This is a genomic window from Brevibacterium sp. Z349TD_9, assembly GCF_056173565.1.
In genome coordinates this window covers 1,998,414-2,019,700 of the sequence record NZ_CM149680.1, presented here as the reverse complement: position 1 = coordinate 2,019,700, position 21,287 = coordinate 1,998,414, and the positions used below count along the sequence as shown (strand labels likewise).

At 68.4% G+C, this 21,287-nt stretch carries 21 protein-coding genes and 1 tRNA gene; 9 read left to right on the top strand and 13 right to left on the bottom strand.

What is annotated here, in order from left to right; translation table 11 throughout:
* Positions 1 to 61: 61 nt before the first annotated feature.
* Both AC0VYB_RS09480 and AC0VYB_RS09475 read left to right on the top strand, forming a co-directional pair.
* A complete protein-coding gene (locus AC0VYB_RS09480; protein ID WP_009375633.1) occupies positions 62 to 1,261 on the top strand; it encodes a trans-sulfuration enzyme family protein in 1,200 nt (399 codons plus the stop codon).
* A gap of 114 nt (positions 1,262 to 1,375) precedes the next feature.
* Positions 1,376 to 2,131 (top strand): MerR family transcriptional regulator, encoded by a 756-nt coding sequence (locus tag AC0VYB_RS09475; RefSeq protein WP_475384669.1) that lies wholly within the window; start codon positions 1,376 to 1,378, stop codon positions 2,129 to 2,131.
* A gap of 6 nt (positions 2,132 to 2,137) precedes the next feature.
* On the opposite strand, the gene AC0VYB_RS09470 is transcribed toward AC0VYB_RS09475, so the two are convergent.
* The 3 genes from AC0VYB_RS09470 to AC0VYB_RS09460 are packed head-to-tail and all read right to left on the bottom strand — an operon-like array spanning position 2,138 to position 3,463.
* On the bottom strand, positions 2,138 to 2,542 hold the full coding sequence (locus AC0VYB_RS09470; RefSeq protein WP_009375628.1) for an HIT family protein: 405 nt from the start codon (positions 2,540 to 2,542) through the stop codon (positions 2,138 to 2,140).
* Between the two features lie 13 nt (positions 2,543 to 2,555).
* Positions 2,556 to 3,023, bottom strand: a complete 468-nt coding sequence (locus AC0VYB_RS09465; RefSeq protein ID WP_009375626.1) for a redoxin domain-containing protein — start codon at positions 3,021 to 3,023, stop codon at positions 2,556 to 2,558.
* Positions 3,020 to 3,463 (bottom strand): DUF3052 domain-containing protein, encoded by a 444-nt coding sequence (locus AC0VYB_RS09460; protein WP_009375624.1) that lies wholly within the window; start codon positions 3,461 to 3,463, stop codon positions 3,020 to 3,022. The genes AC0VYB_RS09465 and AC0VYB_RS09460 overlap by 4 nt, the downstream gene beginning before the upstream one ends.
* A gap of 268 nt (positions 3,464 to 3,731) precedes the next feature.
* Between AC0VYB_RS09460 and aceE the strand changes: the two genes are divergently transcribed.
* The 6 genes from aceE to fabF all read left to right on the top strand — a co-directional run bounded on the left by aceE (position 3,732) and on the right by fabF (position 11,472).
* Positions 3,732 to 6,494, top strand: a complete 2,763-nt coding sequence (aceE, locus tag AC0VYB_RS09455; protein ID WP_009375622.1) for a pyruvate dehydrogenase (acetyl-transferring), homodimeric type — start codon at positions 3,732 to 3,734, stop codon at positions 6,492 to 6,494.
* 119 nt (positions 6,495 to 6,613) lie between these two features.
* Positions 6,614 to 7,813, top strand: a complete 1,200-nt coding sequence (locus AC0VYB_RS09450; protein ID WP_009375620.1) for a PucR family transcriptional regulator — start codon at positions 6,614 to 6,616, stop codon at positions 7,811 to 7,813.
* 55 nt (positions 7,814 to 7,868) lie between these two features.
* Positions 7,869 to 8,786 (top strand): ACP S-malonyltransferase, encoded by a 918-nt coding sequence (locus AC0VYB_RS09445; RefSeq protein ID WP_009375619.1) that lies wholly within the window; start codon positions 7,869 to 7,871, stop codon positions 8,784 to 8,786.
* Positions 8,787 to 8,791: 5 nt separating this feature from the next.
* Positions 8,792 to 9,793 carry a beta-ketoacyl-ACP synthase III gene (locus AC0VYB_RS09440; protein WP_475384668.1) on the top strand — a complete coding sequence of 334 codons (1,002 nt, stop codon included), beginning with the start codon at positions 8,792 to 8,794 and terminating at the stop codon, positions 9,791 to 9,793.
* A gap of 117 nt (positions 9,794 to 9,910) precedes the next feature.
* The gene (locus tag AC0VYB_RS09435; RefSeq protein ID WP_009375612.1) at positions 9,911 to 10,162 is read left to right on the top strand and encodes an acyl carrier protein; all 252 of its coding nucleotides are present in this window, start codon (positions 9,911 to 9,913) and stop codon (positions 10,160 to 10,162) included.
* A gap of 68 nt (positions 10,163 to 10,230) precedes the next feature.
* Entirely contained in the window at positions 10,231 to 11,472 is a 1,242-nt protein-coding gene (fabF, locus tag AC0VYB_RS09430; RefSeq protein ID WP_040340998.1) for a beta-ketoacyl-ACP synthase II, read from the top strand.
* 110 nt (positions 11,473 to 11,582) lie between these two features.
* Here the strand turns inward: fabF and AC0VYB_RS09425 are convergent, their stop codons facing one another.
* The 3 genes from AC0VYB_RS09425 to AC0VYB_RS09415 are packed head-to-tail and all read right to left on the bottom strand — an operon-like array spanning position 11,583 to position 13,740.
* Complete coding sequence (locus AC0VYB_RS09425) at positions 11,583 to 12,347, bottom strand: GntR family transcriptional regulator (RefSeq protein WP_009375608.1); 765 nt, start codon at positions 12,345 to 12,347, stop codon at positions 11,583 to 11,585.
* Positions 12,344 to 13,144 carry an ABC transporter ATP-binding protein gene (locus tag AC0VYB_RS09420; RefSeq protein WP_009375604.1) on the bottom strand — a complete coding sequence of 267 codons (801 nt, stop codon included), beginning with the start codon at positions 13,142 to 13,144 and terminating at the stop codon, positions 12,344 to 12,346. Before AC0VYB_RS09420 ends, AC0VYB_RS09425 begins: the two co-directional genes overlap by 4 nt.
* Entirely contained in the window at positions 13,141 to 13,740 is a 600-nt protein-coding gene (locus AC0VYB_RS09415) for a FecCD family ABC transporter permease (RefSeq protein ID WP_475384667.1), read from the bottom strand. The genes AC0VYB_RS09420 and AC0VYB_RS09415 overlap by 4 nt, the downstream gene beginning before the upstream one ends.
* A 37-nt stretch (positions 13,741 to 13,777) precedes the next feature.
* Here AC0VYB_RS09415 and AC0VYB_RS09410 point away from each other — a divergent pair, with 37 nt between their 5' ends.
* Positions 13,778 to 14,812: an IS30 family transposase gene (locus AC0VYB_RS09410; RefSeq protein ID WP_009381402.1), complete on the top strand. Its 1,035-nt coding sequence runs from the start codon at positions 13,778 to 13,780 to the stop codon at positions 14,810 to 14,812.
* On the opposite strand, the gene AC0VYB_RS09405 is transcribed toward AC0VYB_RS09410, so the two are convergent.
* The 7 genes from AC0VYB_RS09405 to AC0VYB_RS09375 form a co-directional block, all read right to left on the bottom strand.
* Positions 14,748 to 15,332 carry an iron chelate uptake ABC transporter family permease subunit gene (locus tag AC0VYB_RS09405; RefSeq protein WP_415711623.1) on the bottom strand — a complete coding sequence of 195 codons (585 nt, stop codon included), beginning with the start codon at positions 15,330 to 15,332 and terminating at the stop codon, positions 14,748 to 14,750. The genes AC0VYB_RS09410 and AC0VYB_RS09405 overlap by 65 nt on opposite strands.
* Complete coding sequence (locus AC0VYB_RS09400; protein ID WP_313450237.1) at positions 15,329 to 16,372, bottom strand: FecCD family ABC transporter permease; 1,044 nt, start codon at positions 16,370 to 16,372, stop codon at positions 15,329 to 15,331. The genes AC0VYB_RS09405 and AC0VYB_RS09400 overlap by 4 nt, the downstream gene beginning before the upstream one ends.
* A complete protein-coding gene (locus AC0VYB_RS09395) occupies positions 16,369 to 17,328 on the bottom strand; it encodes an ABC transporter substrate-binding protein (RefSeq protein ID WP_313450239.1) in 960 nt (319 codons plus the stop codon). The genes AC0VYB_RS09400 and AC0VYB_RS09395 overlap by 4 nt, the downstream gene beginning before the upstream one ends.
* Before the next feature lie 336 nt (positions 17,329 to 17,664).
* Positions 17,665 to 18,156 (bottom strand): DUF3145 domain-containing protein, encoded by a 492-nt coding sequence (locus AC0VYB_RS09390; RefSeq protein ID WP_063250473.1) that lies wholly within the window; start codon positions 18,154 to 18,156, stop codon positions 17,665 to 17,667.
* A 134-nt stretch (positions 18,157 to 18,290) separates the two neighbouring features.
* Positions 18,291 to 18,364: transfer RNA gene (locus AC0VYB_RS09385), tRNA-Ile, on the bottom strand.
* Positions 18,365 to 18,433: 69 nt separating this feature from the next.
* Positions 18,434 to 19,690: an EAL domain-containing protein gene (locus tag AC0VYB_RS09380; RefSeq protein WP_231882254.1), complete on the bottom strand. Its 1,257-nt coding sequence runs from the start codon at positions 19,688 to 19,690 to the stop codon at positions 18,434 to 18,436.
* 87 nt (positions 19,691 to 19,777) lie between these two features.
* Positions 19,778 to 21,280 carry an MFS transporter gene (locus AC0VYB_RS09375; protein WP_131247832.1) on the bottom strand — a complete coding sequence of 501 codons (1,503 nt, stop codon included), beginning with the start codon at positions 21,278 to 21,280 and terminating at the stop codon, positions 19,778 to 19,780.
* Positions 21,281 to 21,287 lie beyond the last annotated feature (7 nt).

The window sequence follows — 21,287 nt, the reverse complement described above, 5'->3', positions numbered from 1 at the left end:
GTTCTTCGCAGATTCGTGAGGATCCATTGCGGTTGACCGCAGAGATGACTTGAATGCTGGCATGACCTCACTCCACCCCGAATCCCACCTCCACCCCGAGACACTCATGGTCCACGGCGGCATGGACGGCCTCACCGACGCCGGCGTCCACGTCCCCGCGATCGACCTCTCGACGACGAACCCTGTCGGCGACATCGACACCGGAGGCGAGTCCTACGAATGGCTCGCCACCGGTCATCCGCTGCGCGACGGCGACTCCGCTGTCTACCAGCGCCTGTGGCAGCCCGGCGTCGCCCGCTTCGAATCCGCGCTCGCCGACCTCGAACAGGCCGAGGAGGCCGTCGCCTTCGCCACGGGCATGGCGGCGCTCACTGCGACCCTGCTCGCCGCCGTGAGCGCAGGCACCCCGCACATCGTCGCCGTCCGCCCCCTCTACGGCGGCAGCGACCACCTGCTTGACTCGGGCCTGCTCGGCACCACCGTGACGTGGACGACCCAGGACGCCATCGCCGAGGCGATCCAGGCGGACACCGGTCTCGTCATCGTCGAGACCCCGGCCAATCCGAGCCTCGACCTCGTCGACCTCGACGCCGTCGTCGCGCAAGCCGGATCCGTGCCCGTCCTCGTCGACAACACGTTCTCCACCCCGGTCCTCCAGCGCCCGATCCGCCACGGTGCCGTCCTCGTCCTCCACAGTGCGACGAAGTACATCGGCGGCCACGGCGATGCGATGGGCGGGATCATCGCGACGAACTCCGAGTGGGCGATGCGCCTGCGCCAGGTCCGCGCGATCACCGGCGCACTCCTCCACCCGATGGGCGCCTACCTCCTCCACCGCGGTCTGCGCACTCTCGGGGTGCGGATGCGCGCCGCTCAGGCCACGGCAGCTCAGCTCGCCGAGCGCCTGAGCGCCCACCCGGCGATCGCCGCCGTCCACTACCCGGGACTCGAGGGGCAGGATCCCCACGGCCTCCTCGGCCGGCAGATGGCAGGCCCGGGCGCGATGATCGCCCTCGAGGTCGCCGGCGGCTTCGAGGCGGCCCGCGCATTCGTCGAGGCCTGCGACCTCGTCGTCCACGCCGTCTCCCTCGGCGGCGCCGACACCCTCATCCAGCACCCGGCATCGCTCACCCACCGCCCGGTCACCGCCGATGCGAAGCCCGGCGACGGACTCGTCCGCCTCTCGGTCGGCCTCGAGCACATCGACGATCTCGCCGAGGACCTCTTCTCCGCCCTCGACTCCGTCCGCGCCGCTGCCTGAGTCTCTGCCACCTGAGGCTCTGCAGCCTGAGGCTCTGCCGCCGGTCCGGCATCGACCGCGAACCCGTCCCGCACTGTTGACATTGACGCGACGTCAACTTCTAGGCTGGTCGACATGGACTGGTCCATACAGGAAACAGCGCGGCTGACGGGGACGACGAGTCGAACCCTGCGTCACTACGACGCGATCGGCCTCCTGCCTCCGTCATCGCGGACGGCGAACGGCAACCGGCACTACGACGAGGCGAGCCTCGTCCGCCTCCAGAGGATCCTGCTGCTGCGGGACCTCGGACTGCCGCTGCCCCGGATCGCCGAGGTGCTCGAGAGCACCGCGGACCCGATCGCCGCCCTCAATGAACATGTGCGCTCGCTCGGACGCGAGCGAGCGCGCCTGACGAGGCAGATCCGAGCCGTCACCGCGACGATCGAGAGAATGAAGGCAGGTGAGCCTCTCATGGCAGAGGAGATGTTCGATGGCTTCGACCATCGGAAGTACGAAGACGAGGTCCGGCAGACGTGGGGAGACCGCGCCTATGAGACCTCGGAGGAATGGTGGACGGGCATGACCGCGAGCGAGCGGGCCGACTGGCAGGCCCGGGTCCGTGACCTTTCCGCCGACTGGGCCCAGGCCGCCGAGGCGGGGGTGGCCCCGGACTCGCCCGAGGCCAGGGATCTCTCCCGCCGCCACATTCAGTGGCTGTCCTCGGTGCCGGGCACTCCGGCAGCGGATCCCGACGGTGACACAGACGGTTACGTTCGCGGACTTGCGGACATGTACGTCGCCGACCCGCGGTTCGCCGCCGCGTACGGCGGGCAGCGGGGCGCCGAGTTCGTCCGCGACGCGCTCGTGTCCTACCTCGACGCGAGCTGACGCAGATCAGGACTGCTGGGCCAGGGCCTGCCGGATCTTCTCGGCGGGTCCTGCCAGCATCTCCGCGTCCTGCATCGGGGCGCGGTCGGAGATGTCGAAGTCGGCCATCGAGGTCGTCGGCCACACGTGGATGTGGACGTGCGGGACTTCGTAGCCGACGATCATCAGACCGATTCGCTCGCAGTCGAAGGCCTCCTTCTGCGCCCGACCGATCCGGCGGGCGACGTTCATGAGGTGGTCGAGGAGGCCCTCGTCGAGGTCGGTCCATTGCGAGATCTCGGCACGCGGGACGACCATGGTGTGGCCGTCGGTGAGCGGGGAGACGTCGAGGAAGGCCACACATTCGTCGTCCTCGTAGACGAAGGTGCCAGGGATCTCGCCGTTGATGATCTTCGTGAAGATGGTGGCCATGGTGCGGTCCTCCTCAGGCGTTGGCGGCGGCGGTGCGGGCCTCGATCGCGAAGTCACGGGTCTCCGTGCGTGCGACCTGTCGGCCACTGACGATCGTACCGTCTGCTGTGATGACGAACACACCGCGCTCGGCCACGCCGTGCTCCTCGTCGAAGACCCCGTAGGCACGGGCGACCTCGCCGTGGGGCCAGAAGTCCGAGCCGATCGGCAGGGAGACCCCGCGTTCGGCGCCCCAGGCCGCAAGCGTGTACTTCGCATCGGCGGTCACCGCGATGACGGTGAGCGGGACACCCCCGGCGTCCGCATCGTCCTGGATCTCCTGGAGGGCTCGGATCTCGTCCCCGCACACCGGTGAGAAGGCGTAGGGCAGGAACGCGAGGATGACCGGGCCGCGGCGGGCCGCCTCGGCGAGGTGGAGGTCCCGTCCGAACTGATCGGACAGGGAGAAGTCGGGGGCCGCATCGCCGGGCCCCAGGATCATGAGTAGTTCTTCTTGCCGACGAGGCGGAAGCCCGCCCAGTCCTCGGCCGCGCTCACGGTCGAGGTCACGTGCATGCCCGCGGTCGGTGCGGCCTCGGAGATCTCGGCGGGGGTGATGTGCCCGGGCCGGCTCGCCTTCGGCGTGAGCAGCCAGACGACGCCGCCGTCCTTGAGGGTGACCTGCGCATCGACGAGGCCGTCGATGAGGTCGTCGTCGTCGGCCCTCCACCACATGAGGATGACGTCGAACACGTCGTCGACGTCCCCGTCCGCGATCTTCTCTCCGATGATGGTCTCGATCGCCTGGCACAGCTGCAGATCGACGTCGTCGTCGTAGCCGATCTCCTGCACGTAGTCCCCTGACTCGAGACCGAGATTCTGTCCCAGTTCGGTCGCCAGGGTCGAAGTGGACGATGTCCTTTCAGAAGCGGAGTTGCTCATGCTCTCATTGTTCCGCCCCAGTGGCCGGGGCGCAAATGTCGGCGCGCCCCTGAACATGCCGAACGTCGGTCCCGCGAGCCCCGAGGCGAGGCCACCGGGTCCGTCAGAGAGATCACAAGCGGACGGATGAGCGAAGAAAGCCTGCGCGTACTACGCTGATGAGTGAATCCGGTGGACCCTGGGACCGATCCGATCCGATCCCCACTCCTCCGGGCAGAACGCGGCCTGACCACCTGTGCAGGTCGTGGAGCGAAGAGAGGACCACACCGTGGACAATCGGAATCAGGGCGGACCGATACTCAACGGCCTGCCCAGCCAGGTGCCCGACATCGATCCGGAGGAGACAGAGGAGTGGTTGGCCTCTCTCGACTCCCTCATCGACGAAGGCGGGCGCACCCGTGCACGCTATGTCATGCTGCGGATGCTCGAACGCTCCCGGCAGAAGCAGATCGGGGTACCCAGCCTCACGGCCACCGACTACGTCAACACGATCGGGCCTGAGAACGAGCCCTGGTTCCCCGGCGACGAAGAGGTCGAACGCCGCTACCGTCGGTGGAACCGCTGGAACGCGGCGATGGTCGTCCACCGTGCACAGCGGCCCGGCATCGAGGTCGGCGGACACATCTCGACCTACGCCTCCTCCGCCACCCTCTACGAGGTCGGCCTCAACCACTTCTTCCGCGGCAAGGACCATCCCGGCGGCGGCGACCACATCTTCTACCAGGGCCACGCCTCCCCCGGCATGTACGCCCGTGCCTTCCTCGAGGGCCGGATGAGCGCCGAGGAGCTCGACGGGTTCCGCCAGCAGCAGTCCCACCTCATCGACGGCAAGCCCGCCGGTCTGCCCTCGTACCCGCACCCGCGCCAGCTCGAGCACTTCTGGGAGCACCCGACGGTCTCGATGGGCCTGGGCCCGATGAACGCGATCGCGCAGGCTCAGTTCGACAAGTACCTCCACAACCGGGGCATCAAGGACACTTCGCAGCAGCAGACGTGGGCCTTCCTCGGCGACGGTGAGCTCGACGAGCCCGAGAGCCGCGGCATGCTCCACGTCGCCGCCTACGAGGAGCTCGACAACCTCAACTTCGTCATCAACTGCAACCTGCAGCGCCTCGATGGACCGGTCCGCGGCAACGGCAAGATCATCCAGGAGCTCGAAGCCTACTTCCGCGGCGCCGGATGGAACGTCATCAAGGTCGTGTGGGGCCGCGAATGGGACGCCCTGCTCGCCAAGGACCGCGACGGAGCCCTCGTCAACCTCATGAACGAGACCCCCGACGGCGACTACCAGACGTACAAGGGCGAGTCGGGCGGCTTCGTCCGCGACAACTTCTTCGGCCGTGACCCGCGGACGAAGGCGATGGTCGAGGACTACACGGACGAGCAGATCTGGCAGCTCAAGCGCGGCGGCCACGACTACCGCAAGGTCTACGCGGCCTACAAGGCGGCGTTCGAGCACACCGGTCAGCCGACCGTCATCCTCGTCAAGACCGTCAAGGGCTACTCACTCGGGCCCCACTTCGAGGCGCGCAACGCCACGCACCAGATGAAGAAGATGACGATCGACGACCTCAAGCTCGCCCGTGATCACTTCCAGATCCCGATCTCGGACAAGGAGCTCGAGGAGAACCCGAAGCTGCCGCCGTACTACCACCCGGGACCCGACGCCCCGGAGATCAAGTACCTCCAGCAGCGTCGCGCCGACCTCGGCGGGTACTCCCCCGAACGTCGCAGCACCTACGTCGATCTCGCCCTGCCCGGGGACAAGACCTACGAGGCCGGACGCCGTGGATCGGGCAAGCAGACGATCGCGACGACGATGGGCTTCGTCCGCGTCCTCAAGGACCTCATGCGCGACAAGGAGTTCGGCAAGCGCATCGTGCCGATCATCCCCGACGAGGCCCGCACCTTCGGCATGGACTCGTTCTTCCCGACCGCGAAGATCTACAACCCGCACGGGCAGAACTACATCTCCGTCGACCGTGACCTCTTCCTCGCCTACAAGGAGGCGATGGACGGACAGCTCCTCCACGTCGGCATCAACGAGGCCGGCGCCACGGCGGCGCTGACGGCGGTGGGAACGTCGTACGCCACGCACGGCGAACCGATGATCCCGTTCTACATCTTCTACTCGATGTTCGGCTTCCAGCGCACCGGCGACTTCTTCTGGGCCGCCGGCGACCAGATGGCCCGCGGCTTCGTCCTCGGCGCCACCGCCGGTCGCACGACGCTCGTGGCCGAGGGACTCCAGCACGGTGACGGACACTCGCATCTGCTCTCGTCGACGTATCCCTCGGTGATCTCCTACGACCCGGCCTACGTCTACGAGATCTCCCACATCGTCAAGGACGGCCTCCAGCGCATGTACGGCTCCGACGACGGTCGCGACCCCAACGTGCTCTACTACCTGACGATGTACAACGAGCCGATGGTCCAGCCGGCGGAGCCCGAGGACCTCGACGTCGACGGCCTGCTCAAGGGCATGTACCTGCTCAAGAAGGGCCCGGACAACGGCGGGCCGAAGGTCCAGCTCATGGCCTCGGGCGTCGGTGTGCCGTGGGCACTCGAGGCCCAGGAGCTCCTCGATGCCGATTGGGGCGTCTCGGCCGATGTGTGGTCGGTGACCTCGTGGACCGAGTTGCGCCGCGACGGCCTCGCCGCCGATGACGAGCGTCTGCTCGACCCCGAGGCCGAACCGCGCATCCCGTACGTCACGGAGAAGCTCCTCGACGCCGACGGCCCCGTCGTCGCGACCTCGGACTTCATGCGTGCGGTGCCCGACCAGATCCGCCAGTACGTTCCCAACCACTTCACGTCGCTGGGCACCGACGGCTACGCGATCTCGGACACCCGTCCCGCGGCTCGTCGCTACTACCTCGTCGACGGTCCCTCGATGGCCACCCAGGCGCTCATCTCGCTCGCGGACACCGGGGTGATCCCGATCGAGAAGGCCGCCGAGGCGGCGAAGAAGTACCAGCTCGACGATCCGCGTGCCGGATCCACCGGTTCCACGGAGGGCGCCGGCGCCTGATCATCAGCTGAGACCGATGCGGTCGGAGTCGATGCGACTCCGGCCGCATTTGTCGTATCTCACGAAGTTTTGTGCGTTGCGGACAAGGGATTTGTCGCCGAGGCTTTAAGCTGGAGTCCATGAGTTCGGACACCGAGACGCTGCGCCGTCGCGCAGAGACAGGACGACGCCTGCGGGCAGGGGTCGGAGTCCTCTCCACCGTCACCCTGCAGAGGCTCGACGCCCGGCTTCCGTGGTACCGCTCGATGGCCCCCTCCGACCGCTCGTGGGTCGGCCATCTCGCCCAGTCGGGCATCAGCTCCTTCATCGACTGGTACCGCCACCCCGACACCGATCTGCGGGTGGTCAGCGAGATCTTCAAATCAGCGCCCCGCGACCTCATCCGCGCGATCAGCCTGCAGCAGACCCTCCAGCTGCTCAAGGTCGTCGTCGAGGTCGTCGAGGAGCGGGTGCCCGACATCGCCCGCACCGCCGAACAGTCGGCGCTGCGGGAGGCCGTGCTCATCTACTCCCGCGAGATCGCCTTCGCCGCCGCCGACGTCTACGCCCGGGCCGCGGAGGCCCGCGGAAGCTGGGACGCCCGACTCGAGGCGATGGTCGTCGACGCCCTCGTCCGCGGGGACTCCGTCGACGAACTCGCCAGCCGCACTGCGGCCTTCGGCTGGCAGTCGGAGGAGCCCGTGACCGTCCTTGTCGGCCGCGCCCCACAGCGCTCGGCGAAGAAGGGCATCGAAGTCATCCGCCGCAAGGCCCGCAAATGGGCCGAGGACGCCCTCGTCGGCGTCCACGACAACCGCCTCCTCATCGTCCTCGGCGGAGTCGGCGACCTCGACACGGCCGTCGAGGATCTCTCGGACTGCTTCGGCCCCTCCGAGGTCATCGTCGGACCCAGCGTTCCGAGCCTCGCCGAAGCGGCCACCTCGGCGAAGGCGGCGATCCGAGCACTCAAAGCCGCCACCGCGCGACCCGACTCACCACGCCCGGTCAAGGCCGACGAACTCCTTCCGGAGCGTGCTCTGGCCGGGGACACCGTGGCGCTGGGCGAACTCATCTCCCGCTACTACGAGCCGCTGACGACGGGGACGGGCCAGCTGCTCAAGACCGTGAGCGCCTACGTCGAGTTCGGCTCGTCCCTTGAGGCCACAGCCAAGGCGCTCTCCGTGCACCCCAACACCGTGCGCTACCGCCTGCGGAAGATCACCGAGGCGATCGGCCTCGATCCCACGGTCTCCCGTGACTCCTTCGTCATCCACATCGCCTTGGTGTACGGGCGACTGTCAGATGCCGGGCTATTGTCGAACGGCGACAAAATGCCGTAGGCGACTTGGACCATCCACTAGATTGAACAGCGACGTCGAACGAAAAGAGAACTGAGTGTTAGTCATCACCTGCCCGGGCCAGGGCGCCCAGAAGTCAGGCTTCCTCTCCTCCTTCCTCGAACTCGAGACCTTCTCCGCCCAGATCGACGACCTCGCGTCGGCCTCCGGCATCGACCTGCGACTGCACGGCACGACCTCGGACGATGAGACGATCAAGGACACCGCGCTCGCGCAGCCCCTCCTCGTCGCCTCGGCGATCGCGTGCGCCGCCGAACTCGGGGTCACTCCCGACGTCGTCGCCGGGCATTCCGTCGGAGAGATCGCCGCTGCCCAGATCGCCGGTATCCTCTCTCCCGCTGATGCGATGCGCTTCGTCGCCGTCCGCGGATCCGGCATGGCCGCGGCCGCCGCAGAGACACCGACCGGGATGTCGGCCGTCGTCGGCGGCGAACCTGCCGATGTCCTCTCCGCCATCGAAGCCGCCGGGGTCAGCCCCGCCAACGTCAACGGCGGCGGCCAGACCGTTGCCGCAGGCTCCCTTCCGGACCTGGAGCGACTCGCGGACAACCCGCCCGAGCGCGCCCGGGTCATCCCGCTGCCGGTCGCTGGTGCCTTCCACACCGACTACATGGCTCCCGCCGTTCCCGCTCTCGCCGAGACCGCGGCCGGTCTCGGCGTCGCCGACCCGGACCTGCCGATCCTCACGAACTCCGACGGCTCCGTGGTCGAATCCGGGAAGGCGTATGTCGACCTCCTCGTCGCCCAGGTCACGAATCCCGTGCGCTGGGACCTCTGCCAGGAGACGCTCGTGGACATGGGTGTGACCGGGCTCATCGAGCTCGTCCCCGGCGGCACGCTCACCGGCATCGCCCGCCGGGCGATGAAGGGCGTCGAGACGTATCCCATCAAGACCGCCGCCGACCTCGACGGTGCCCGTGAGTTCGCCGCAGCCCACGCCGGAGCAGAAGGATGACCGCCATGCCCACTCTCAACACCGCCGAGACCGGCCGCTTCTCGAAGATCGCCGGCATCGGCGCCTACCGTGCCGAGAACCTCGTCACCAACGACGACATCGCCGGGCCGATCAACTCCTCCGACGAGTGGATCCGCCAGCGCACCGGCATCGTCACCCGCAGGCGCGCGAGCAAGGACGTCGGCGTCCTCGAGATGTGCGAAGAGGCAGCACTCGAGGCGATCGCCTCGGCGGGGCTCAAGCCCGAGGACATCGGCGGGATCATCATCTCCACCGTCACCTTCCCGTACTTCACACCCTCGGCGGCAGCCGCGCTCACCGACCGCATCGGCACCGGCCCGGTGCCCGCCTGGGACATCAGCGCCGCGTGCGCCGGATACTGCTACGGCATCGCCCAGGCCGATGCGCTCGTGCGCTCGGGGACGATGGACAACATCCTCGTCATCGGCGCCGAGAAGCTCTCCGACGTCATCGACCCCACCGACCGGTCGATCTCGTTCATCCTCGGCGACGGCGCCGGCGCCGTCGTCATCACCTCGGCCGACGAGCCCGGCATCGCGAAGACGGTGTGGGGCTCGAAGGGCGAGAACTGGTCGACGATCCGGATGACCGACTCGCTCATGGACGTTCGCGACGACCGCGAACTGCCGTTCCCGACCCTGCGCCAGGACGGGCCCACCGTCTTCCGCTGGGCCGTCTGGGACGGCGCCGAGGTGGCGAAGAAGGCGCTCGAGGAATCAGGTGTCGAAGCCTCCGACCTCGCCGCGTTCATCCCCCATCAGGCGAACATGCGCATCATCGACGAACTCGCCAAGCAGCTGGGCCTGCCGGAGTCCGTCGTCATCGCCCGGGACATCGCCGACAACGGCAACACCTCGGCGGCGTCGATCCCGTTGGCCACCGAACGCCTGCTGCGCGAGCAGCCCGAGCTCAGCGGAGGCCTTGCCCTGCAGATGGGATTCGGTGCGGGACTCGTCTACGGCGCCCAGGTCGTCCGCCTCCCCTGAGACCGCCCGTTCACGGAAAACACTCCGTGAATGTCCTAAGATATTCGGCGGGACACTCGTCGAAACGGTTCCACTCCGACCGGGGCACCTCGGTCGTCACTAGAAAGTAGGAAAGAAATGGCATTCACCGAAGCTGAAGTCCTCGCCGGACTCGCAGAGATCGTCAACGAAGAGACCGGCCTGGCCGTCGAGGCCGTCGAGCCGAGCAAGTCGTTCACCGACGACCTCGACATCGACTCCATCTCGATGATGACCATCGTCGTCAACGCCGAGAAGAAGTTCGGTGTGAAGATCCCGGACGACGATGTCAAGGACCTCGTCACCGTCCAGGATGCCGTCGACTACATCAACAAGGCCCAAGAAGCCTGAACCACTGAGGACGAACACGGCCCGTCCACCGACGGGCCGTGTCCCACACTATCGACGAGGTTTCCACCATGACACCAAAAGTTGTCGTCACCGGGATCGGTGCGGTGACACCCTTGGGCGCGACGGTCGACGAGACCTGGCAGGCGCTGCTGGCCGGGAAGTCCGGCGTCCGCACCCTCGACAATGACTGGGCGGAGAAGTATGACCTCACCGTCGACTTCGCCGCCACCGTCGACCCCGAGGTCGTGCCCGAGAAGCTCAAGCGCGTCCAGGCCAAGCGGCTGGACCCCTCAAGCCAGTTCGCCCTCATCTCCGCCCGTGAGGCCATGGAGGATGCGGGCCTGTCCGAGACCGACCCCGAACGCACCGCCGTGTCGTGGGCAACGGGCATCGGCGGCGTGTGGACGCTGCTCGACGCCTGGGACACGCTCAAGGAGGAGGGTCCGCGCCGCGTCATGCCGCTGACCGTCCCCATGCTCATGCCCAACGGACCCGCTGCCGCCATCGGCATGGAGTTCAAGGCACGGGCGGGTGTGCAGACGATGGTCTCAGCCTGCGCCTCGTCGACGGAGAGCCTCGGCCACGCCTACGATCTCATCGCAGAAGGCGACGCGGACATCGTCATCGCCGGCGGTTCGGAGGCGGCGATCCACCCGATCACCCTCGCCGCGTTCAATTCGATGCAGGCGCTCTCCCGTCGCACCGATTCCCCGGAGACCGCGTCGCGGCCCTACGACGTCGACCGTGACGGCTTCGTCATGGGCGAGGGAGCCGGCGCGCTCGTCCTCGAGACCGAGGAGCACGCGAAGGCACGTGGAGCGAAGATCTACGCCGAGGTGGCCAGCTGGGGCATCTCGAACGATGCCTACCACATCACGGGCAACGAACCCGAGGGCAAGTACGCGCTGCAGGCGATGGAGCAGGCGCTCGAGGCCGGCGGGCTCACCCCCGCCGACATCAAGCACGTCAACGCCCACGCCACGTCGACGCCCGTCGGCGACATCCCGGAGTCCGTCGCAATCGCCGAACTCCTCGGCGACCACATCGAGGACACCCTCGTCAGCGGCACGAAGTCGATGACCGGCCACCTCCTCGGCGGTGCCGGTGCGGTCGAGGCGATCTTCACGGTCAAGGCGCTCGAGACGCGGACCGCTCCCCCGACGATGAACATCACCGAGGTCGATCCCAAGGTGTCGATCAACATCGTCCGGGACACTCCCGCGCAGCTGCCCGACGGCGACATCGCCGCCCTGTCGAACTCGTTCGGCTTCGGCGGACACAACGCCGTCGTCGCCTTCAAGTCGGTCTGATCCCGATCCGGCGACAGAGTCGAGGGCCCCAGCGTCTGCGCTGGGGCCCTCGCTGTCTCTGCGCCCAGCTTCGTCGGGCGCTTCGTGTGTCGGCGGCGAGAGGCGGATCCTCAGCGCTTCGTCGGGGACTGCGTGTCGAGCGTCGTCCGGTAGTCCACCCAGGCCTTCGCGGCATCGCTGAGTTCCTCGGTCGACAGCTCGCCTGAACGGAGGAATGCCGTGGTCCGGTGGCTGCTCATCTCCGCGCGCACCGCCTCAGGGTCACCGGCGCGGACGAGTTCGGCTAGTCGGCGGTGCCGGGCGGCCCGCTCGCTCAGCGACTCCGCCGCGGAGCTGGCCCGCCGATTGAGCTGCATGAGCAGCCCCAATGGGTAGAGGATGGTCTCGAAGGCAGCGGTGAGTCTGGTGTTGCCGGACAGGGCGATGAACGCGCGGTGGAAAGCAAGGCTGTCGGGGACGGAGGAGGCTTCGTCACCGTCGGCTGCTCCCCTCTCAAGGTCCGCGACGGCGGCCATGAGCCTCTCCACCCGTGCCGGGGAGGCGGGAACGCCGAGGTCGACGGCGAGGTCCTCGAGGTGCTCGCGGAGGGTGACGATCTCGTAGGCGTCCTCGAGGCTGAGCGAGATCACCCGGGTGCCGACGCCGGGGACGCGGACGACGAGTCCGTCGTGCTCGAGGTCGCGCAGGGCCTCACGCAGGGTGGCACGTCCGACGCCGAGTTCATCGGCGAGACTCTGCTCCCCGATATGCGCCCCCGGTGCGAGATCACCCCGGAGGATGCGCAGCCGCAGGGCGTCGACGGCGAGGGCGACAGCGCTGCGCGGACCGCCGATCCTCGTGCCCACGCGCCTGCCGCGTCCGGTCGTCGTCCTCATGTGCCCTCCACGGTCTGGGGTGCGCGGTGCGGGACGATGACCGGGCGTCCGGTCACAGGGTCGGTGAGGATGACGCTGTCGATGCCGAACGCCTCGCGGATGGCCTCCGGTGTCAGCGTCGAGTCGGCCGGTCCCGCGGCGGCGATCCGCCCGTCCTGCATCGCGATGATGTGGTCAGCGTAGCGCACCGCCATCCCCAGGTCGTGGAGGACCATGACGACGGTGATGCCGCGCCTGCGCTGGAGGTCGGTGACGGTCTCGAGGACCTCGATCTGATGGGCGACGTCGAGGTAGGTCGTCGGTTCGTCGAGGAGGAGGACCTCGGGGGCCTGAGCGAGCGTGAGTGCGATCCACGCGCGCTGGCGCTGTCCTCCGGAGAGGGTGCCGAGAGGACGTTCGGACAGGTCGGTCAGCCCGGTCGCCGCCAAGGCCTCCCGGACGACCCGTTCATCGGCCTCCGACCACTGGTCGTACCAGCGTCGGTGCGGGTCGCGGCCGCGGGAGACGAGATCGATGACCGGCAGGTTCTCCGGTGCCTCCGGGGACTGAGGCAGAAGCGCGACGTCCTTCGCGTACTCCCGTGGCCTGCGTTCCCCGATGTCCCTCCCCTCCCGGTGGATGCCGCCGGTGCGCTCCTGGAGTCGGGAGAGCGTGCGCAGAAGCGTCGACTTCCCGCAGCCGTTGGGACCGACGATCGCCGTCGTCGACGCGGCGGGGATGTCGAGGCTGAGGTCGTGGAGGATGGTGCGCCCGCCGAGGCTGACGCGCACGTCGGTGAGGTGGAAGGCCGAGCTCATCGGACGGAGTCCTTTCCCTGGCGGACGAGGAGCCAGATGAGGAAGGGGGCGCCGATGATCGCGGTGATCGCGCCCGTGGGCAGGAGGATGGGAGAGGCGATGGTGCGGGCGACGAGGTCGCTGGCGACGACGATGCCGGCCCCGATGAGCGCCGAGGTGAACAGCGGCGGTCGCGCGGCACCGGTCGCCCGGTGGGCGATGTGGGGCGCGACGAGGGCGACGAAGCCGATCGGCCCGGCGACAGCGGCGGCGATGGAGGCGAGGACGACGGAGACGAGGAGCAGGCCGCTGCGGGTCCCGCGGACGTCCTGACCGAGCGCGGAGGCGAGGTCGGTGCCGAGGTGGAGTGCGGGCAGGCGGGTGGAGAGCGGAACGAGGACGGCGCCGACGATGCCGAGGGTGACCGCAGCGAGGACGACTTCGATGGGCCCGCGCCCGTTGAGGGAACCGGCGAGCCACACGTTCGCCCGGGCGGCATCGCTGATGTTCGCTGTGATGAGCATCCAGCTCGTCAGTCCCCCGAAGAGCGACGAGGTGCCGACGCCGATGAGAAGCATCTGGAGTCCCCCGGTGGTGTCATAGCGTCGAAGCAACACTCCCGGTCGGCGGGGGTCTGATCGGTGGAGTGTGCAGATGGCGCGGGTGGGGTTGTCGTTCAGCGACAGGTCGGAGATCTCGGCGGCCTCGAAAGCGGGCTGGTCGGTGCGGAGGATCGCCCGTCACCTGGGGCGTTGCCCGTCGGTGATCTCGCGGGAGCTTCACCGGAACTCGACGAAGACCCGCGGCTACCAGGCCGTGACCGCAGACGTCAGAGCGCAGCGTCGGCGAGCTCGCCCGCAGCAGCGGAAGGTCGCGGGGGATCCGGTGCTGCAGGCGAGGGTGGACGCCGACCTGGCCGCGTCCTGGACGCCGAACGAGATAGCGGGCCGGTTGCGTCTGGAGGCGACAGACCCGACCGTTGAACGCATGGCGAACTCTCCTGACGCACGCGGCCGAACCGTCTCCGGTGAGGCTATCTACCAGTACATCTACGCAATCCCGAAGGGTGAGCTCGCCCGCAAGGGCATCTTCCTGCAGTCCAAGCGGACCAAGCGCCGACCACGTACGACCGGGCGGACGCGCGGTGGCCCAATCGTAGGTATGGTCCCGATCGCGGAGCGAGGTGAGGACGCCGCCCAGCGTCGGGTGCCGGGGCACTGGGAGGGTGACCTGATCATCGGGAAGAACGGCACCTCGTGCGCGGCGACGCTGGTGGAGCGGATGAGCGGGTTCACCGGGCTGCTGGCCCTGCCCTCGAAACACGCCGAGCCAACCGCTGACGCGGTCATCGAGTTTTTCAACGACCTGCCCGAGATGATGAAGGCATCGTTGGCGTGGGACCAGGGCAGCGAGATGGCCCAGCACGCGAAGGTCTCCCTGGCCACGGCGATGCCGGTCTACTTCGCCGATCCCCACTCGCCCTGGCAGAGGCCCAGCAACGAGAACACGAACCGGCTCTACCGGGAGTATCTGCCCAAGGGCACGGTGATCCCCGATCACCAGCCCTACCTCACCACCATCGCCGAGGAGATCAACAATCGACCCCGCCGCCGACTGGGCTATCTCACGCCCACCGAGGCATTCGCTCGACTGCTCGCCGGCGAGCCCCATGTTGCTTCGACGCCTTGACATCGCCCCCGCCGGCGGCCAGGCGCAGGATCGCCGCGACCGTGAGCGCGGCGGCGAGACCGCCGAGCAGCGCGGCCGCCGAGGTGCCGAGGCCGTGGAGGAGGGTCGACATGCCTGACGCCGTCGGACCGGTTCCGCCGAGCACGATGACGGCCACCGCGCCGGTTCCGGCACCTGCGGTGACGCCGAGGAGGTCGGGGCTGGCGAGGCCGTTGCGGGTCGTCGTCTGGACGATCGCCCCGGAGAGGGCGAGCATCGCCCCGACGAGGATGCCGAGCACCGTGCGGGTCAGGCGCAGGGTGAGGACGATGAGCTGCTCCTGCTCTGTGCCGCCGCCTGTGAGGACTGCGAGCACCCGATCGGGGCGAAGCGACATCTCTCCCGCGCCGAGGGAGAGCACTGCCAGGACCACGGTGCTTATCGCCGCGATGAGCGTGACGAACAGCGTCCGCGGCGACCACCGGAGGGACACCGCGCCGATGCGCAGCGTCCGCGGTGCCGAGAGCGTCGAGGTGGTCATGGCCGCCTCCTGTAGAGCCTGATGACGAGGATGAGGAAGACCGGCCCGCCGATGATGCCGAGGACGATGCCGACCGGCAGCTCTGCAGGGGCCACGAGCAGGCGGCCGAGGACATCGGCGGCGAGGACGAGGGCGGCGCCGAGCACCGCCGACAGCGGCAGGAGCCGACCGTGGGCGGGTCCGACGATCCCCCGGGCGATGTGCGGGGCGACGAGGCCGACGAACCCGAGCGAACCGACGAGAGCGGTCGCCCCGCCGACGAGCAGCGTGACGCTGAGCAGGCCCGCGATCTGAACGGGCAGGAGCCTGCGGCCCAGCGATCGGGCCATGTCGGAGCCGAGGGCGAGAGCGTCGAGGGACCGCGACTGCGCGGCGGCGAGGATGGCGCCGGCGATCATCAGCGGGGTGACAAGGCTGAGTGAGTCGAGTCCCCGACTGCCCGCCAGCGAGCCGACGGTCCAGAAGCGGTAGACGTCGAGGGCTGCCTGGTCGAGGAGGAGGACGACTCCGCTGATCGCCCCGAGGAGCGCGGACACGGCAGCACCGGCGAGGACGAGTGAGGCAGGAGAGGCGTCCCGGCGGCGGTTGGCGACGACCCCGATGACGAGGACGACGGCGGCTCCGAGACCGGCGCCGAGGTAGGCCGACCAGAGATACTCCGCCGGTGTGGCGAGCCCGAGGACGGCGATGCTGAGCACCACGGCCAGCGACGCTCCGGCTGTGACTCCGAGCAGCCCGGGATCGGCGAGCGGATTGCGGGTGTGACCCTGGATGACGACTCCTGCGGCTGCGAGGGCGGCCCCGCCGAACAGTCCGAAGAGGGTACGCGGGACCCGCTGCTCCCACACGATGGCCGAAGCCTCGGCGGTGCCCTGACCGAACAGCGCCGAGGCGACGGCGGCGACATCGAGAGAGCGTGATCCGACGAGGACGCTGAGTCCGACGATGACCACCACGCCGAGGACGGCGAGCCCGAGCGGCCCGCCGCCTCGGCGATGGCGACGCGATGCTGGTGCAGGAGCGAGTGCGGTCGCGGTCAAAGCGTCTTGAGGAGCTGTTCGATGATGCCGAGGTTGTGGTCGGCCGTCAGCGCGGCTCCCTCGTGGGTCTGCTTGTCGGAGCGGATGACGTTGTCGGCCTTGACCGCGGGCAGCTGCTGGTAGAGGCTGTTGTCCTGGAACTGCGACCAGACCTGCCTGTCGTTGACGAGGGCGATGATCGCGTCGGCGTCCTCGAACTTCTCGAGCGTCTGCTCGATGCTGTAGGAGACCTCCTTGCCGTCGATCGCGTCCTGGAAGGACTTCGCCGGGGTGGCCCCGAGGTCGCGCAGGTTCGACGAGAGCAGACGGTTCGGGCGAACTTCGAGGCTCTCCTCGTTGTAGCTGAGCGGGACGAACGTGTTCGAAGTCAGTTCCTCCGCATAGTCCTTCTTCAGGGCGGCGACGCGCTCGTCGTAGCCGGCGATGAGCTCCTTCGCACGATCCTCGGTGCCGGTGGCGGCGGCGACGAGTTCGAGGTCCTCCTGCCAGGTGCTCGTGCTCTGGTCGCCGATCGCGATGACCGGGGCGATGGCTTCGAGCTCGGCGCGGATCGGCTCGACGTCCTCGGCCCGGGAGCCGATGAGGTCGGGGGCGGCGCCGATGATCGCCTCGAGGTTGATCTCGTCGTCGAGGAACAGCTCCTTGGCCCCGTCCTTCTTGGCCGCCTCGAGTTCATCGCTGACCGGGGACTCGAGATCGAGGGCGCCTTCCTCCTCGTAGGGGAAGCCGGTGAGCGGCAGACCGAGCGAGAGGACGATGTCGAGGTCGCGGCGGCCCTCGAGGACGACGACGGAGTCGATCTCCTTGGGCACCGACACCGTGCCGAGCGACGTCTCCACTGTGCGGGTGCCACCCGAAGTGGAGTCGGATCCGGAGGCGCCGGCGGTGGCAGTGCAGCCGGCGAGGAGGGCGGGGACCAGGGCGAGAGCGGCGAGCAGCCGCGGTGTTGTAGTCATGAAAGTTACCCTAACCTTATCCAGTCGACTGTAAAGATGACGCAGGTCACAGCTACCGTTGAATGGGAAAGGGCCGGACAAGGACGATTGTCAGGGCCGACTGTCACCGCCGGCGGCAGGTGAGTCGGTGCGGCAGTGGCAGGCCGGGCTGTCGGAGGCGCTCTCCCGATTCCCCACGACGGCGGCGAAGGAGGGGCAAGACGACGACAGCGGGCATGTCGGAGGCAGAGACATGCCCGCTGTCGTCATACGGGATCGGTGAGGGGTCGGTCTGCGACGGACCGAACGGCGGTCAGGGTTCCTCAGATGTGAGGGGAGTCACGCGGGAGTGCGGCGTCAGCCGACCTTCGTCAGCCAGCGGACAGGAGCACCCTCACCGGCGTGGCGGAAGGCGTCGAGCTCTTCGTCCCAGGCTTCGCCGAGGGCGAGGGCCATTTCATGGGCGAGCTTCGCGGGGTCGCCGCCGGCGCGTTCCATGACCGAGCGGATGCGGTCTTCGGGGACGAGGATGTTGCCGACGGAATCGGTGACCGCGTGGTAGATGCCGAGGTCGGGCGTGTGGCTCCAGCGTCCGCCGTCGACTCCGGCGGAGGGTTCCTCGGTGACCTCGTAGCGCAGCGAGTCCCAACCGCGCAGCGCGGAGGCGATGCGGGAGCCGGAGCCTGCGGGCGCACGCCAGCAGACCTCGGCGCGCACAAGGCCGGGCGCTGCCGGCTGGGGTGTCCAGTCGAAGCGCGCCTGCGCACCGATCGCCCCGCCCGCTGCCCATTCGATGTGCGGGCAGAGCGCGCGAGGTGCTGAGTGGACGAAGAGTACGCCCTGTGTCATATCCATTTGTGTGCCTCCTGACTCGGATACGTCTTCCCCTACGATCCGAAAGGAGGTACACGGCTCATGATAGTCGACGATGCCCTGCGAGCCAAGCACCGAAATGCCGTCTCACCTGGGTTCTTGATCGCCAGTGCCCCCGGTCGGACTTGAACCGACGACCAAAGAATTATGAGTTCCCTGCTCTGACCAGCTGAGCTACGGGGGCGAGCCGAGACCAGAGTAGCACCGGAGGTCGCCTGCCTCCCATTCCCATGTCGTCGGCCGTGGTGTCGCCTCAGCCCGCCGAGGCGGTCGGTGAGATCCGCGTGAGCACGCTCCTCGCGGCGTCGACGCACGTGTAGCGTTCGGTCGTGATGTAGACGTCGTAGACCGTCTGCCCGTCGCTGCCGGGATCGTTGCGCTTCGAAGCGGCGACGAGCCCCGACCAGTCGGGACCGACGACGACGACTCCGTGCTCGTTGCGCATCGGGTCGGAGGCGTCGACGACTCCCCCGCGTACGCCCGGGACCGGCGGGGTGGTGAAGCCGCCGGAGAACATCGCGGTGAGTCCGACAGTGTCGCGGATGCGCTCGTACCGGTCGTAGGTCGCCTGGGAGAAGGTCGTCTCCTCACCGAAGACGCCGAGGGCGATCGTCGCCGCCCCCGAGGCCAGGGCGCGCTCCTCGAGCGCGGCGATCTGGGCGATGAGGAGTTCGCGGTTCATCACCAGGGGTTCGCGTCGCAGACCCTGGGCGATCGAGTACGGGGTGCCCAGCGCCGGAAGGTTGCGCGAATGGTGGTCTGCCAGACCGTCCTCGGCAGGCGGGGGCACGGGGGTCGGTTCACGGGTGGCGCGGCCGAAGTAGGGCCCGGACATGAAGCGCGCCCCGAGCGCACGCACACGGTCGAGATCGTCCTCGGTCGTCACCCCCTCGGCGAGGATGACGGCACCGGTGCGCTCGAGGTGGGCATGGAGGAGCCGGTTGAGCTCGGCGAGCTGGGCGTTGCACTCGACCGTGAGGACGTCGGGGTGGAGACCGACGACGGAGGGATTGACGAGCGGAACGAACGAGGTGCTGCGCAGATCCGGTCCGACCGAGGACATCCCGACGCCCCAGCCCATGGAGCGGGCCTGTCGCACCGAGCGGAGCACCGAAGCGGGCGAGGACGAGACCCGGGAGGCATCGAGCTGGAGGATGACGGAACGGTCCGGCGCCGTCGTGCGGTCCTCGAGAGTGGCGAAGGACTCCTCCTCGGCGTGGAGGAAGAGACGGTTTGAGTTCGGCAAGCCCGCTCCTTCGGCAGTGCGCAGAGCGGTGTCGCGCATCGACGCGTCGAGGTCGCCGATCATCGGCGAGGCATGCATCGCGCGGCGCAGGTTCTCCGATTCGGCATGGCCGAGCGCAGGGTCGCCGACGGGTGCCTGGAGGACCTGATAGCCGATGGTGTCGAAGGTGAAGGCATCGACGACCGGTGCGAAGCGGGTCTCGATCCCTCCGGAGCGCACCAGCTCCTCAAGGTCGAGGTCCTCATCCTTCACCGTCTGCACCACCGTCTGTCCTTCCATGTGGGAACTCGCGTTCACAGTCTTCCACATGACAGATGAGTCGGCTGTTGCGATTCGGGAACATTATTGCGCTCAGAGCTGAGGACGCCGCCCCCGCCTGACCTCGGCGATTCCCACGAATCCGGCACTGATGACGACAACAGCGATTGCCGCGAAGGCGACGACGATCCCCCGGCTCCAGTCGCCTCCGGCCACGGCGGCGAAGGCGAGGGCGGTGATGATCGCCAGGCCCATCGAGGTGCCGATGCGCTGCCCCGTCTGGAGCACTCCGCCGGCGGATCCGGCGTAGCGCAGCGGCACCTCCTGGAGGGTGAGCGTCTGGTTGGGACTGATGACCATGCCCTGGGCGATGCCGACGAAGCTGAGGGTGAGCAGCATCCACCATTCGCTGCCGATGCCATTGGCGAGGAGGACGACGACGGCGACCGTGGAGACGAGGCCGAGAAGGCAGGTGACGATGCCCCAGACGACGAGTTTGCGCCCGATCTGGAAGACGAACCGGCCGGAGACGTCGGCGGAGACCGCGGAGAGCAGAGCCGCGGGAAGACCCATGAGACCGGCGGCGAGGGCCGTGTGTCCGAGTCCCTGCTGCATGTACATGGCCACGAGCACCCACACGCTCGTCACGCCCATGAAGTAGAGGGTGATGATGACCGCGCCGCTGCTGAAGCTGCGGATCCGGAAGAGATCGAGGTCGACCATAGGTGTGCGTCCGCGCGCGGCGTAGCTCCGCTCCCACCGGGTCCAGGCCCAGATGACTCCGAGCCCGATCGGCAGCGCGAGCCAGACGTACCAGCCGAGCATGCCCTCGACGAACGGGAGGAGGACGAGGAGGACGCCGAGGCCAAGCAGCATGGTGCCGATGGGGTCGAGGTCGTGACGCGCGCGTCCGCGCCCGCCGGTCGCAGGCTCGACCGTAGCCTTGGGCGCAGTGTGCTCATCGGCGGCGACCTGGTCGGGAGCCGGATCCGATTGGGCGATCGGGTGCCAGGCCGTGTCCGGCAGCCACGCCCGGGCGAGGAGGGCGGCGACGATCGCGATGGGGACGTTGACGAGGAACGATGCCCGCCATCCCCAGTCGAGCCCGAAGACGGCGATGAACACGCCGCCGAGAACGGGCCCGATCGCCACGGAGAGTCCGACGATCGTGCCCATGAGCCCGAACGCCCGTCCCCGCTGCGGACCCTGGAAGTACTGCTGGAGGAGACCGACGACCTGCGGATTGAGCAGGCCCGAGCCGAAGCCCATGAGGACGCGGGCGATGTTGAGCGTGAGCGGGTCAGGCGCGAGCCCGGCCACCAAGGACGAGATTCCGAAGAGACTGACGCCGGCGATGAAGAGCTGGGCGCGGCCGAAGACGTCGCCAGCCCGTCCGGCGGCGACGAGGACGACGCCGAAGGACAGTGCGTAGCCGGTGAGCACCCATTGGAGCGCAGAAGACGAGGCACCGAGGTCCTGCCCGATCGCCGAGAGCACGACGTTGATGATCGACACCGACAGCAGCGACATGAAGAGCGGGACGAGAGAGATGAGGAGGATCCGCTTCTGCACCTGGGTCATCTCGCCGCCGGCCACCGCATCC